Annotated in this window: 11 protein-coding genes; 5 read left to right on the top strand and 6 right to left on the bottom strand. The window is 65.6% G+C overall.

The features are described from left to right. Positions 1-5: 5 nt before the first annotated feature. The 5 genes from G474_RS0111525 to G474_RS0111545 form a co-directional block, all read right to left on the bottom strand. Positions 6-1,811 (bottom strand): acyl-CoA dehydrogenase, encoded by a 1,806-nt coding sequence (locus G474_RS0111525; protein ID WP_026687108.1) that lies wholly within the window; start codon positions 1,809-1,811, stop codon positions 6-8. Between the two features lie 75 nt (positions 1,812-1,886). Beyond that, on the bottom strand, positions 1,887-2,816 hold the full coding sequence (locus G474_RS0111530) for an electron transfer flavoprotein subunit alpha/FixB family protein (protein ID WP_026687109.1): 930 nt from the start codon (positions 2,814-2,816) through the stop codon (positions 1,887-1,889). Then, positions 2,816-3,568 (bottom strand): electron transfer flavoprotein subunit beta/FixA family protein, encoded by a 753-nt coding sequence (locus G474_RS0111535; RefSeq protein ID WP_026687110.1) that lies wholly within the window; start codon positions 3,566-3,568, stop codon positions 2,816-2,818. The genes G474_RS0111530 and G474_RS0111535 overlap by 1 nt, the downstream gene beginning before the upstream one ends. A gap of 25 nt (positions 3,569-3,593) precedes the next feature. Next, positions 3,594-5,237 carry an acyl-CoA synthetase gene (locus G474_RS0111540; RefSeq protein ID WP_026687111.1) on the bottom strand — a complete coding sequence of 548 codons (1,644 nt, stop codon included), beginning with the start codon at positions 5,235-5,237 and terminating at the stop codon, positions 3,594-3,596. A 467-nt stretch (positions 5,238-5,704) separates the two neighbouring features. After that, entirely contained in the window at positions 5,705-6,337 is a 633-nt protein-coding gene (locus G474_RS0111545; RefSeq protein WP_026687112.1) for a DUF2971 domain-containing protein, read from the bottom strand. A 288-nt stretch (positions 6,338-6,625) separates the two neighbouring features. Here G474_RS0111545 and G474_RS20545 point away from each other — a divergent pair, with 288 nt between their 5' ends. The 3 genes from G474_RS20545 to G474_RS0111560 are packed head-to-tail and all read left to right on the top strand — an operon-like array spanning position 6,626 to position 9,418. Continuing rightward, complete coding sequence (locus G474_RS20545) at positions 6,626-8,251, top strand: hybrid sensor histidine kinase/response regulator (protein WP_084513726.1); 1,626 nt, start codon at positions 6,626-6,628, stop codon at positions 8,249-8,251. 1 nt (position 8,252) lies between these two features. Beyond that, positions 8,253-9,008 (top strand): response regulator transcription factor, encoded by a 756-nt coding sequence (locus G474_RS20550; protein ID WP_051282234.1) that lies wholly within the window; start codon positions 8,253-8,255, stop codon positions 9,006-9,008. Then, positions 9,005-9,418 carry a secondary thiamine-phosphate synthase enzyme YjbQ gene (locus tag G474_RS0111560; RefSeq protein WP_026687113.1) on the top strand — a complete coding sequence of 138 codons (414 nt, stop codon included), beginning with the start codon at positions 9,005-9,007 and terminating at the stop codon, positions 9,416-9,418. Before G474_RS20550 ends, G474_RS0111560 begins: the two co-directional genes overlap by 4 nt. Before the next feature lie 88 nt (positions 9,419-9,506). Here the strand turns inward: G474_RS0111560 and G474_RS0111565 are convergent, their stop codons facing one another. After that, entirely contained in the window at positions 9,507-10,886 is a 1,380-nt protein-coding gene (locus tag G474_RS0111565) for a sigma-54 interaction domain-containing protein (protein WP_051282235.1), read from the bottom strand. Positions 10,887-11,267: 381 nt separating this feature from the next. Between G474_RS0111565 and G474_RS20555 the strand changes: the two genes are divergently transcribed. Further along, positions 11,268-12,890 (top strand): cytochrome ubiquinol oxidase subunit I, encoded by a 1,623-nt coding sequence (locus G474_RS20555; RefSeq protein WP_051282236.1) that lies wholly within the window; start codon positions 11,268-11,270, stop codon positions 12,888-12,890. Positions 12,891-12,910: 20 nt separating this feature from the next. After that, entirely contained in the window at positions 12,911-14,047 is a 1,137-nt protein-coding gene (cydB, locus tag G474_RS0111575) for a cytochrome d ubiquinol oxidase subunit II (RefSeq protein ID WP_026687115.1), read from the top strand. Positions 14,048-14,050: the final 3 nt, after the last annotated feature.

The following is a 14,050-nucleotide window of genomic DNA, read 5'->3' on the forward strand; positions in this document are numbered from 1 at the left end:
GCCCCTTAGAAGAGGGATTCGGGCAGTTCCAGCACCGAGCTGCTGCCGCCGGTGATGGCAGCAGCCAGGCCGCCGGCCTGGGGCAGTTGATGCTGGGCGAAGTAACGGGCCGTGCTCAGCTTGGCCTTGTAGAAGTCGTCGCTGCTGCCGGCCGCCAGGTGATCCCGGGCGATGCGGGCAGAGCGGGCCATCAGCCAGCCGCCGACCACGATGCCGGTCAGCTTCAGGTAGGCGACGGCGCCGGCGGCAGCGGCCTGGGGTTCGCTGTCGTAGTGCTGCAGCAGCCAGGTGGTGGCCTCCTGCAGGGCCTGGACGGCGGTTGCCAGGGCATGGCCCAGGTCGGCCAGCTGGCCGTCAGCCACCAATTCGGCAGCCAGGGCGGCCATCTCGGCGTGCAGGGCCCGGGCGGTAAAGCCCGTTTCGCCAGCTTCATTCTTTTCCCGGGCCAGCTTGCGGCCGATCAGGTCATTGGCCTGGATGGCGGTGGTGCCTTCGTAGATGGGCGTGATGCGGGCATCGCGGAAATACTGGGCGGCCCCGGTTTCCTCCACGAAGCCCACGCCGCCGTGAATCTGGATGCCGGTGGAGGTGATCTCCACGGCGCTCTCGGTGCACCAGCCCTTGACCACCGGGGTGAGCAGGTCCACGTAGGCCTGGCTGCGGGCCTGCTGGGCCGCATCGGGATGATGGCTGGCCAGGTCCATGTGGCCGGCCACCCAGTAGGACAGGGCGCGCATGGCTTCGGTGCGGGACTTCATGTCCATCAGCATGCGGCGCACGTCCGGGTGATGCAGGATGGGCTTCACCTGGCCGGAACGGTCGCCGATGGGGGCGCCCTGGACCCGCTCCCGGGCATAGGCCAGGGCGTGCTGGTAGGCGCGTTCGGAAACGCTCAGGCCTTCCATGCCGATGTTGAGCCGGGCGTGGTTCATCATGGTGAACATGTAAGCCAGACCCTTGTTGGCTTCGCCGATCAGCCAGCCGATGGCGCCGTCCTTTTCGCCAAAGGACATGACGGCGGTGGGGCTGGCGTGGATGCCCAGCTTGTGTTCGATGGAGGCGCACACCAAGTCGTTGCGCGCGCCCAGGCTGCCGTCGTCGTTCACCAGGAACTTGGGCACCAGGAACAAGGAGATGCCCTTCACTCCCGGAGGCGCATCGGGCAGGCGGGCCAGCACCAGGTGGATGATGTTTTCCGCCACATCGTGCTCACCCCAGGTGATGAAGATCTTGGTGCCGCTGATGCGGTAGCTGCCGTCGGCCTGGGGCACGGCCTTGCTGCGGATGGCGGCCAGATCGGAACCGGCCTGGGGCTCGGTCAGGTTCATGGTGCCGGTCCAGACGCCGGCCACCATGTTGGGCAGGTACTTGGCCTTGAGGGCGTCGGAACCGTGGTGGGCGATGGCTTCCACGGCGCCGTTGGTGAGCATGGGGCAGAGGCCGAAGGCGATGCTGGCGGACTTCCACATTTCCGACACGGCCATGGTCACCAGGTGCGGCAGGCCCTGGCCGCCGTACTCGGGACTGGCGGGCATGGCGTGCCAGCCGGTCTCGCAGAAGAGCTGGAAAGCTTCCTTGTAGCCGGGGGAGGTGGTGACCTCCCCGTCCTTGCACACGGCACCCTGGCGGTCGCCCTTGGCGTTGATGGGATCGATGACCTCGGCGGCGAACTTGCCGGCCTCGTCGAGGATGGCTTCCACCAGTTCCGTATCGGTCTCCTCGAAACCGGGCAGGCCGGTGATTTCTTCCAGGCCGGCCAGTTCATTGAGGACGAAGCGCATGTCGCGCACGGGAGCGATGTAGGTGCTCATGGTTTCTCCGTTATCGGTCGCCGCCGGCCCTCCTGGGGCCGGCGGTCATTATGGGAAGGACGGCTGCCGCGCGCCTCAGAGAGCGGCGATCAGCTGGGGCACGGCCTCGTTCAGGTCTGCCACCAGGCCGTAGTCGGCCACCTGGAAGATGGGGGCGTCCGGATCCTTGTTGATGGCCACGATGACCTTGGAATCCTTCATGCCGGCCAGATGCTGGATGGCACCGGAGATGCCGATGGCCAGATAGAGCTGGGGCGCGACGATCTTGCCGGTCTGGCCCACCTGGAAGTCGTTGGGCACGAAGCCCGCATCCACGGCGGCCCGGGAAGCCCCCAGGGCGGCACCCAGCTTGTCGGCCAGGGGCTCCAGCAGCTCCCGGTACTTGTCGCCGCTGCCCAGGCCACGGCCGCCGGAGACGATGACCTTGGCGGCCCCCAGCTCGGGACGGGCGGACACGGTCAGTTCCCGGCCCAGGAGCTTGCTCTGGCCGCTGTCGGCGGCGCCGGCCACGGCTTCCACCGGGGCGCTGCCGCCATCGGCCACCGGGTCGAAGGCGGTGCCGCGCACGGTGATGACCTTGACCGGGTCGGCACTCTGCACGGTGGCCAGGGCGTTACCGGCATAGATGGGACGCACGAAGGTATCGGCGGACTGCACCGCGACGATGTCGGAAATCTGGGCCACGTCCAGAAGGGCGGCCACCCGGGGCATGAAATTCTTGCCGAAGGTGGAGGCGGGCGCCAGGATGTGGGAATAGCCGGAGGCCAGAGAGAGCACCAGGGCGGCCACGTTCTCGGCCCCCTGCTCGGCGTACTGGGGCGCATCGGCCAGCAGCACCTTGGCGACGCCGGCGCAGGCAGCGCCCTGCTGGGCCGCGGCGGCGGCATTGCTGCCGGCCACCAGCAGGTGAATGTCGCCTCCCAGCCGGGCGGCGGCCGCCAGGGTGTTGCGGGTTGCCGCCTTGAGGCTGGCGTGGTCGTGTTCGGCAATGACGAGGATGGCCATCAGATCACCTTTGCTTCGTTCTTCAGTTTGTTCACCAGATCAGCCACGTCGGCCACCTTGGCCCCGCCCTGACGCCGGGGCGGCTCGCTCACCTTGAGGGTCTTCAGGCGAGGCGCCACGTCCACGCCCAGGGTGGCCGGGGTGGTGGTATCCAGGGGCTTTTTCTTGGCCTTCATGATGTTGGGCAGGCTGGCGTAGCGGGGCTCGTTCAGCCGCAGGTCGGTGGTCACCACGGCGGGCAGGCCGATTTCCAGGGTTTCCAGGCCCCCGTCGATTTCCCGGGTCACCTGGGCCTTGCCATCGGCCAGCACCAGCTTGGAGGCGAAGGTGGCCTGGGGCCAGCCCTGCAGGGCGGCCAGCATCTGGCCCACCTGGTTGGCGTCATCATCGATGGCCTGCTTGCCGCAGACCACCAGCTGGGGTGCCTCGGCGGCGCAGACGGCCTTGAGCAGCTTGGCCACGGCCAGGGGCTGCAGCTCGGTCTCGCCGCAATCCACCAGGATCGCCCGGTCGGCGCCGATGGCCAGGGCCGTGCGCAGGGTTTCCTGACAGGCGGCCGGGCCGCAGCTGACTACCACCACCTCGGTGGCGAGGCCGGCTTCCTTGAGGCGCACCGCCTCTTCCACGGCGATTTCGTCGAAGGGGTTCATGCTCATCTTGACGTTGGCCAGATCCACGCCGGTCTCGTCCGCCTTGACGCGGACCTTGACGTTGTAATCGACCACCCGTTTGACGGGAACCAGTACTTTCATGGGGCTACTCCGGTTTTCTCGTTGCTTATTCGATGGCCAGCACGGACTTGGCATGCTGGCGCAGGACGTATTTCTGGATCTTGCCCGTGGAGGTCTTGGGCAGGGCCCCGAACACCACGGACTTGGGCACCTTGAAGCGGGCCAGATGGCCGCGGCAGTGCTCGATGATATCCGCCTCGCTGGCCTCCACCCCGTCCTTCAGTTCCACGAAGGCGCAGGGCACCTCGCCCCACTTGGGATCGGGCTTGGCCACCACGGCGGCGGCCACCACGGCCGGATGCCGGTAGATCACGTCCTCCACTTCCAGGGAAGAGATGTTCTCGCCCCCGGAGATGATCACGTCCTTGGAACGGTCCTTGATCTTCACGTAGCCGTCCGTATGCACCACGGCCAGGTCGCCGGTGTGGAACCAGCCGCCCTGGAAGGCTTCCTCGGTGGCCTTCTCGTTCTTCAGGTAGCCCTTCATCACCAGGTTGCCCCGGAACATGATTTCGCCCATGGTTTCCCCGTCCCAGGGCACCGGCTCCAGGCTCACGGGGTCGCGCACGGAAATGGCTTCCTGCATGTGGTAAGGCACCCCCTGGCGGCCGTTGCGGCCGGCGCGCAGGTCGATGGGCAGCTTGTCCCATTCGGGATGCTTGGCGCAGACGGAAGCCGGACCGTAGGTTTCGGTCAGGCCATAGACGTGGGTGATGTTGATGCCGACCCGCTCGCAACCCTCGATGATGGCCACCGGAGGCGCAGCGCCGGCGATCAGGCCATTGAGTTCATGTTCGATGCCCTGGCGCAGTTCGTCCGGAGCATTGATGAGCATGCCATACACGATGGGCGCGCCGCACATGTGGGTGATCCGGTGCCGGCGCACCAGGTCGTAGATCACGGCCGGGTCCACCTTGCGCAGGCAGATGTTGGTGCCCGCATTGGCCGCCATGGTCCAGGGGAAGCACCAGCCGTTGCAGTGGAACATGGGCAGGGTCCACAGGTAGACCGAGTGGGGTGGCATGCCCCAGGAAATGATGTTGGAAGCGGCATTCAGATAGGCGCCCCGGTGATGGTAGACCACCCCCTTGGGATTGCCGGTGGTGCCGGAGGTGTAATTCAGGGTGATGGCATCCCACTCGTCGGCGGGCAGCGACCATTCGAATTCCGGGTCACCTTCGGCCAGGAAGGCCTCGTAATCCTTTTCCCCCAGGGCCTTGCCGCCGGTGAAGTCCGGATCGAGCACGTCGATCACCACGGGTTTGGGCCCAGTCATCAGCTTCAGGGCCTGTTCCACCACCGCCGAGTATTCCAGATCGGTGATCAGCACCTTGGCTTCCCCGTGCTGCAGCATGAAGGCAATGGCCTCGGCATCCAGACGGGTGTTGAGGGTATTGAGCACGGCCCCGAGCATGGGAATGCCGAAGTGGGCCTCGAACATGGCAGACACATTGGGCAGCATCACCGCCACGGTCTGCCCGGGCTGAACGCCGCGGCCCTTCAGGGCGGAAGCCAGCTGGCGGCAGCGGCTGTAGGTTTCCTGCCAGGTGTATTGCCGCTCACCCTGGATAGTGCTGATGCGGTTCGGGTAGATGAAGGCCGTCCGCCGGATGAAGCTGAGCGGAGAGAGGGGGACGTAATTGGCCTGATTGCGTTCCAGACCTGCGGCGTAAGGGTTGTTCGCTTCCACGGTGTCTCCTGCTTTATGGTGTATGACTGGCGCCGTACTACGGGACAGCAACGGCAACACCCGCCCCTGAAACCGGGACTTCCGGGTTGCCGCATGGATTCCGGCTGGCGCCGAAATGACAAACCGCGGACAAGCTTCGCAAAGCAGACTTGCAGCAGTTTTCGTCAAATGTACTGAATCGTGACAAGCTTGATCCATTCGTGACAGGCTGCAATCGGATGTCGTCGGCCCAGCGCCGACTGCCCGCCCCCGCTGCTGCAAAGGCCCCCCCAGGGTTTCAGACAAGTACGCAACTACGGCCGCCTCCACCGTGAGCAGCGAATCCGGCTGCGCCCGAGCCGCCACCAAACCTTCAACCGGGTTTCCAGGCGGACCACAAAAAGCTGTTTCCAGGAGGCGCAACCGGGGTTGTTCAACAACCGGTTCGGATTACGGCTTGCTTCGCGAGCAAGATCTGGCCTTAATCCTTATGCCGCTTCGCTGACAAGCTCTTTCCATTCATTGTTTCCAACCAACGTAGAACGGAATACGTACTTGTTCAGCCGCTCACACCCCTCGATAGAGCCGATGGTTTCCCTGAAGCTCTGAACCAATGGCTTTGGCATCCACGGATTCAAGCAAATCTTCTGTATGCACTCGATAGGAATGCGGACATCCTTTGATGCCATCTGGCGAGAGCTGTTCTTGTAGATGAGGCGAAATTCGCACTCATCCACATACCCTGCACGTTTGATAAAAGGGAGTTCCATGGTAGATGGGCGTTGAATACGAAGCTCCTCTAGAGTTCTGTAATTGACAGGGCCATAGTCAAAGCCATTTTGTTTTTCGAACTGCTCTAGAAGCATGTCTTTGTCAAAGATGATGCACACGCCACCAGAATCTCCTGCAAAGACGTGCCAATGATGGTAGGTCTCCGCCGTTTCGGTAAAGCAGAGGGCAAGCAGCGTTTTCAGATTTCTACGTTCCTTAAATACGCTCAAGCTGTAAGAATCGTTGCTGTCATCCCACTTCATGGGATCAAGCAAGGTGATTTCCTTTTTCCGCAAAATTCTTAGGAGCGCAGGAGTAGTGGTATATCGCCGCAGTTGAGGTTTAGCCACGAATGATCTCCAGAAACATAACTGGGATAGCAAGCAGCCTCTCAGCCCCTACCTCCCGAACCACCGTACAAACGGATCACGTATCCGCAGTTCGATGAATTGAATTCCTACCATGACACAAGGCCGGGTAGTCCCTAGTTGTTGAAGCCACGTAATGCTAGCGCAAAGGCTGATGCCTTTGTCTTGGGGAGCCACCATGGGCCTTGGGCTGTGTTACCACCCGCCCCCTGTCCCCCGGGTGGCCCGCCGGGTGAACCGGGCCGGGGGACTGCTAGAATCCCGGGCATCATGTCAGATCAGCCCACATCTTCCCGGGAAAAGGAGCTCCAGGCCCAGGTGGCGCGCCTGGAGCAGGCCCTGGGCCAGAGCCGCGCCGCCCTGGAAGAGGCTCTGGATACCAACCGCAGCATCACCGCCGCCCTGTTCCGCTGCGAGGAGCGCCTGCGCCTGATCACCGACACCATCCCGGCCCAGATCAGTTATTTCGACAAGAACCAGATCTACCGCTACGCCAACAAGGGCTATTCCAGCTGGTTCGGCCTGCCGGAGGCGGAGGTGGTCGGTGCGCCCATCGTCCGGGTGATCGGGGAAAAGGGATACAACTCGGTCAAGCACTACATCGCCCGGGCCCTGTCCGGGGAGACCATCACCCACGAATACACGATGCGCCAGAAGGGCAAGCTGGTGAATGCGCGCAGCACCATGGTCCCGGAAATGGGGCCGGACGGGGTGCCCGTGGGCTGCTTCGTGTTCTCCTTCGACATCACCGAAACCCGGCGCATGCAGGCGGCCCTGGCCCAGGCCCAGAAGATGGAAGCCATCGGCCAGCTCACCGGCGGGGTGGCCCATGACTTCAACAACCTGCTCACCATCATCAGCGGCAACCTTTCCACCCTGAAGGAGCGCCACCCGGAACACCGGGAGACCCGGGAGCTGCTGGAGCCGGCCCTGCAGGCCGCCCGGCGCGGCGCCCAGCTGATCAAGAGCCTGCTCTCCTTCTCCCGCCAGCAGCCCCTGAAGCCGGTGGCGGTGGACGTGGGCAAGCTGGTGGCGGACCTGGAGACCCTGATCCGCCGCTCCCTGCCCTCCTCCATCCAGTTCAGCACCCGCCTGCCGGGCAAGCCCCTGCATTCCCGGGTGGACCCGGGGCAGCTGGAAAGCGCCCTGCTCAACTTCGCCCTGAACGCCCGGGACGCCATGCCCGAAGGGGGCCGGCTGGTAATGCGGGTGCGGCCCGGGGTGCTGCGCGCGGAGCAGGCCGAGGCCCAGGAGCTGCCGGGCGGCCCCTACGTGTTCATCGAGGTTTCCGACACCGGCTGCGGCATGGACGAGGCCACCCGGGACAAGGTCTTCGAGCCCTTCTTCACCACCAAGGGCTTCGGCCGCGGCAGCGGCCTGGGGCTTTCCATGGTCTATGGTTTCGCGCGCCAGTCCGGCGGCTGCGTTACCGTGACCAGCAAGCCCGGCAAAGGCAGCACCTTCACCCTGATCCTGCCGCCGGCCCCGGCCGGCAGCCTGGAAGAGGTGCTGCCCGAAGAACAGGCCCCGGCCACGGCCGCCCCCGGCGCCCTGGTGCTGCTGGTGGAGGACGAGCCGGAAGTGCGCCGGGTGGTGCGCAACCAGCTCCTGGACCTGGGCTACCCGGTGCTGGAGGCCGAGAACGGCAACCAGGCGGCGGAGATCCTCGCCCAGGTCCAGGACATCACCGTGCTCCTCACCGACGTGATCATGCCCGGCGGCATGAACGGCCGGGAGCTGGCCCGCCAGGCCCTGGAGGCCCGCAGCGGGCTGCACGTGGTGCTGATGAGCGGCTACGAGGAACAAGCCACCTTGAGCCAGACCGAAACCCCGCACCTGCGGCTGCTGGGCAAACCCTTCTCGAAGCGGGAATTGGCCCGCGCCCTGCAATCCTGAAATGAAACAGATACCCCCCAACCCCCTGATCTTCATCGTCGAGGACGACCGGGACGTAGCCCGGACCATGGAACTGGCCCTGCAGGGCTTTTCCTTTTCCACCCAGTGCTGCCGCAGCGGAGCGGAGCTGATGCGCCGCCTGCGCACCCAGGTTCCCGACCTGTGCATCATCGACCTGGGCCTGCCCGACATGGACGGCATGAGCCTGATGCAGCACGTGCGCAGCGTCAGCGACTGCGGCGTCCTGATCGTCACCGGGCGCAGCCACGTGAGCGACCGGGTGATGGGCCTGGAACTGGGCGCCGACGACTACATGGTCAAGCCCTTCGAAGCCCGGGAGCTGGTGGCCCGCATCCGCAGCATCCTGCGCCGGCGCCAGGCCCCGGACCTGGCCAGCCGCCAGCCCAACCCGCCGGTGGCGGAGTTTTCCGGCTGGCACTTCAATCCGGCCAACAACACCCTGAAAGCCCCGGACGGCATGGAGCAGGTGCTGAGCACCGCCGAGGCGGACCTGCTGCGCATCTTCCTGGCCAATCCCAACCGCATCCTGCAGCGGGAGCAACTGCTGGGCAACCGGGAGCAGGCGCCCACCGACCGCAGCATCGACGCCCGGGTTTCCCGGCTGCGGCGCAAGCTGGACGGGGACGGCCAGTGCAAGGAAATCATCAAGACCGTCTACGGGGCCGGCTACCTGTTCCTCTCCCCGGTGCACTGGCTGAGCAGCAGCGACGAGCCCGGGGACGACCCGCTCCCATGAGCCACCAGACCCTGTTGCGCTGCCCCACCCGGGGCCGCAGCATGACCGAGATCACGGCCCAGGTGGCTGAGGTGGTGGCAGCCAGCGGCATCGCCACGGGCCTGGCCCACGTCTTCGTGCAGCACACCAGCTGCTCCCTGCTGATCACCGAAAACGCCGACCCGGACGTGCGCCGGGACCTGGAAACCCTGGCCCGGCGCTGGGCCCCGGACGCCGACCCGGCCTACCGCCACGACCAGGAAGGGGAGGACGACATGGCCGCCCACGCCCGCAGCGTGCTCACCGGCACCAGCCTCAGCATCCCCGTGGGCCAGGGCCGCCTGCTGCTGGGCACCTGGCAGGGCATCTACCTGTGGGAACAGCGCCACCAGGGCCACACCCGGCAGGTGGTGGTCACCGTACTGGGCTGAAGCCCGGACTGCGACGGGCCGGACGCAAGCAGCAGGCCCGCCCCCGAAAAATCCGGCCAGGACCTGGCCCGGCGCCGCCCGGAACAGCTCAACCCTGGCCTGCCTCCTGGGAGCCCGCCTCCTGCAGCTTCCGGTACAGGGTGCGGGGACTGACTCCCAGCACCGCCGCCGCCCGGGGCACTTCCCCGTTGCAGCGGGGCAGCAGCCAGGCCAGGTAACGCTGTTCCAGGGTGGCCAGGTCCACGGGGCCTTCCAGGCTGAAGGACTGGGGCTGGGGGCCGGGGGCCGGGAGGGGGATGCAGGATTCCTCGTCGTCCTGGAAATCCCCCTGATCAATCTCATCCCCGTCAGCCATCAGGGTGGCCCGCTCGATCAGGTTGCGCAGTTCCCGGATGTTGCCCGAGTAGCGCCGTGCCACCAGCCATTCCAGGGCCGCCTCGGTAAGCCGCCGGCCCGGGCGCCGGTCCACCCGCGCCAGGAGCGAGGCGGCCAGCAGGGGAATGTCTTCAGGCCGTTCGTGCAGGGCCGGGGTGTGGATGGGGAAGGTGTTGATGCGGAAATACAGGTCCCGACGGAAGGTTTCCGCCTCCACCATGGCGGCCAGATTGCGGTGGGTGGCGCCCACCAGGCGGAAGTCGGCGGCCAGGCTGTCCAGTCCCCCCACCCGCCGGTAGGTACCGGTTTCCAGGAGGCGCAGCAGCTTGACCTGGAGGGAGAGAGGCAGCTCGCCGATTTCGTCCAGGAACAGGGTCCCTCCCGCCGCCGCCTCCACCAGGCCCAGCTTGCGGTGGGTGGCGCCGGTAAAGGCGCCCTTCTCGTAGCCGAACAGCTCGCTCTCGAACAGGTTTTCGGTGAGGCCGGCGCAGTCCACGGCCACAAAGGGGCCGTCGCTGCGGTCGCTGGCCTCATGGATGGCCCGGGCCACCAGTTCCTTGCCGGTGCCGGTTTCCCCCAGGAGCAGCACCGCGGCGCTGGAATCCGCCACCCGCAGCATCCGCTCCAGCATGCGCACGAAGGCCGGGGAGCGTCCCACCAGGCCCCGGGCCGCCGCCCGGCTGCTGGCCTGGCGCACCACCCGCATGGTTTCCACGAAATAGCTGACCCGCCCGGATTCGTCCCGGATGGGGGTGAGTTCCACGTCCACATGCTCTTCGCCCCGGGGGGTGTGGTGCAGGTGCAGGACCCGCTGGGGGGCGTCGCTTTCCTGGCAGCGGCTCAGGGGACAGGACTCCCCGGCCTGGTCGCAGGGCACCTGGAAATGGTGGGAAACGTCGTAGCAGGTGCGCCCCAGGATGGCCTTGATGGCCCCGAACTCGCGCACATAGGCCTGGTTGGCGGCAACGATGCGGTAGCTGGCATCCATGACGATGCGGGGTTCGGGCAGGCCGTCCAGGAAGGAGACCAGTTCGGAGAGGGAATAGGGTTGCACGGGGGCCTCCTTGCCAGAAGTGACAGGCAATACTGCCATATTTGACAAAAACAAATATCAAAAAACGCTAATGCAATTTGGGTAAATCACATTAAACCCATGTAAATCATACAGATGGATACAAAGCCCGGGGCTGGCATGGCTTTTGTAATAGGTATCCCGGAAGCAGACCCCTGAACCGACCGAGATGAAACTCCTCCCACCTCCCCCCCATTCATCTCCGGCCCTCGAGCCGGCCAGGGTCATGGCCCCCCGGCCAGCCCCCCCTGACCGCCCCCCGGTTTGCCGCCCGTCCATCCCACGCCCCCGCGAGGATGGGGGCCATGGTCACCGGCCCGTTCGACAGGGTTTCTGCTTCCACCCCGCACCCCCAAGTGCCCCAACCCCTACAGCCCCAGAAAAAAGAAGGAGCCCCTGCCCATGCTCACTGAAGAACTGGTGGATCTGTCCCGGCTGCAGTTCGCCGTGACGGCCATGTATCACTTCCTGTTCGTTCCCCTCACCCTGGGAATGGCGTTCATCCTGGTCATCATGGAGAGCTGCTACGTGCTCACCGGGCGCCAGGTCTACAAGGACATGACCCAGTTCTGGGGCAAGCTGTTCGGCATCAACTTCGCCCTGGGCGTCACCACCGGCATCACCATGGAGTTCCAGTTCGGCACCAACTGGGCCTATTACTCCCATTACGTGGGCGACATCTTCGGCGCGCCGCTAGCTATCGAGGGCCTGATGGCCTTCTTCCTGGAATCCACCTTCATCGGCCTGTTCTTCTTCGGCTGGGACCGGCTCTCCAAGCAGAAGCACCTGCTGGTCACCTTCCTGATGGCCTTCGGCTCCAACCTCTCGGCCCTGTGGATCCTGATCGCCAACGGCTGGATGCAGGACCCGGTGGGCTCCGAATTCAGCTACGTGACCATGCGCATGGAACTCACCGACTTCTGGGCGGTGGTGTTCAACCCCACCGCCCAGGCCAAGTTCGTGCACACCGTGTCGGCCGGTTACGTGACCGCTTCCGTGTTCGTGCTGGCCATCTCTTCCTGGTACATCCTCAAGGGCCGGGACCTGGAGTTCGCCAAGCGCTCCTTCCGCATCGCCGCCGCCTTCGGCTTTGCCTCCGCCTGCTCGGTGATCGTGCTCGGGGACGAATCCGGCTACACCGTGACCGAATCCCAGCAGACCAAGCTGGCGGCCATGGAAGGCATGTGGGAAACCCATGCGGCCCCGGCTCCCTTCACCCTGTTCGCCCTGCCCGACGACCAGAACCAGAAGAACCGCTACGCGGTGGAAATTCCCTGGGCCATGGGCATCATCGGCACCCGCTCCCTGGACAAGGAAATCCCCGGCATCAAAGAGATCGAAGCGGAGAACCGGGAGCGCATCGCCTCCGGCGCCAAGGCCGTGCTAGCCCTGGAAACCCTGCGCAACCGCCAGGCCGGCGCCGCCGCCAAGGAAGCCGCCCTGCCCGTATTCGAGGCCCACAAGGCCGACCTGGGCTTTGGCCTGCTCCTGAAGCAGTACGTGGATGACCTGAACCAGGCCACTCCGGAGCTGATCGCCCGGGCCGCCGCCGACACGATTCCCAAGGTGGCCCCCATGTTCTGGGCCTTCCGCCTGATGGTGGCCCTGGGCTTCGCCTTCTTCGCCCTGTTCGCCCTGGCCCTCTACTACAGCCTCAAGGACAACTTCACCGAGAAGACCTGGCTGCTGCGCTGGGCCGTGTGGTTCATCCCCATGCCCTGGATCGCCTGCGAGCTGGGCTGGTTCGTGGCCGAGTACGGCCGCCAGCCCTGGACCATCTACGGGGTCCTGCCCACCCACCTGTCCGTCTCCAGCCTCACCCCCGCCAACATCTATGGCTCCCTGGCCGGCTTCGTGGGCTTCTACACCCTGCTGCTCGGCGTGGAGATGTACCTGATGGTGAAGTTCGCCCGCAAAGGTCCTTCCAGCCTCGGCACCGGCCGCTACGGGGATGTCCCCTTCGCCGCCCAGGCCGCCACCGTTTCCCCCGGCACCCCTGCCAAAAACCACCCGTCCGACTTCTGAGAATAAAAGGAGAACAGCGCATGATTGACTACCTGACCCTGAAGTTCATCTGGTGGCTCCTGGTGGGGGTGCTCCTGGTGGGATTCGCCATCATGGACGGCCACGACATGGGGGTCGGCACCCTGCTGCCCTTCGTGGGCAAGACCGACGCGGAACGCCGGGTCGCCATCAATACCGTGGGGCCCCACTGGGATGGCAACCAGGTCTGGTTCATCACCGGCGGCGGCGCCATCTTCGCCGCCTGGCCCCTCGTCTATGCCACCGCCTTCTCCGGTTTCTACTGGGCCATGCTGGCGGTGCTCTGGGCCCTCTTCTTCCGGCCCGTGGGCTTCGACTACCGCTCCAAGATCGCCAACCCCACCTGGCGCAGCACCTGGGACTGGGGCCTGTTCGTGGGCGGTTTCGTGCCGCCGCTGATCTTCGGCGTGGCTTTCGGCAACCTGCTCCAGGGGGTGCCCTTCCATTTCGATGACACCTTGCGCCCCTACTACACGGGCAGCTTCTGGGCCCTGCTCAACCCCTTCGCCCTGCTCTGCGGCGTGGTCAGCAGCGCCATGATCACGGCTCACGGCGGCCATTACCTGATGCTGCGCAGCGAAGGCGAGATCTTCGAGCGCACCCGCCTGGGTGCCCTGGCCTGCGGCATCGTCGCCCTGGTCTGCTTCGTGGGCGCCGGCTTCTGGGTCCAGGCCCTGCCCGGCCACGTGATCACCGGCGGCGCCGACGCGGCCGCCCTGCCCAACCCCCTGGACAAGACCGTGGCCCTGGTAGCCGGCGGCTGGCTGCACAACTTCAAGAACATGCCCCTGCTCTGGAGCGTGCCCGCCCTGGGCATCGCCGGCCTGTTCATGGGCGGCCTGATGGCCTGGGTGCGCCGTCCCGGCCTGGCCTTCATCGCCTCGTCGCTCGCCATGACCGGCATCATCGGCACCGCCGGGATCGCCATGTTCCCCTTCATCATGCCCTCCTCCAGCGATCCCGCCTCGGGCCTGACCGCCTGGGATGCGGTGTCCTCCCATTTCACCCTGGGCCTGATGTTCGGCGCCACGGTGATCTTCATGCCCCTGATCATCTTCTACACCAGCTGGGCCTACAAGGTCATGGCCGGCAAGGTGACCCTGGACTTCATCCGGGCCAACGACAAGAAGGCCTACTGACCG

The organism is Azovibrio restrictus DSM 23866 (genome assembly GCF_000429665.1).
GTDB classification, from domain to species: Bacteria; Pseudomonadota; Gammaproteobacteria; order Burkholderiales; family Rhodocyclaceae; genus Azovibrio; species Azovibrio restrictus.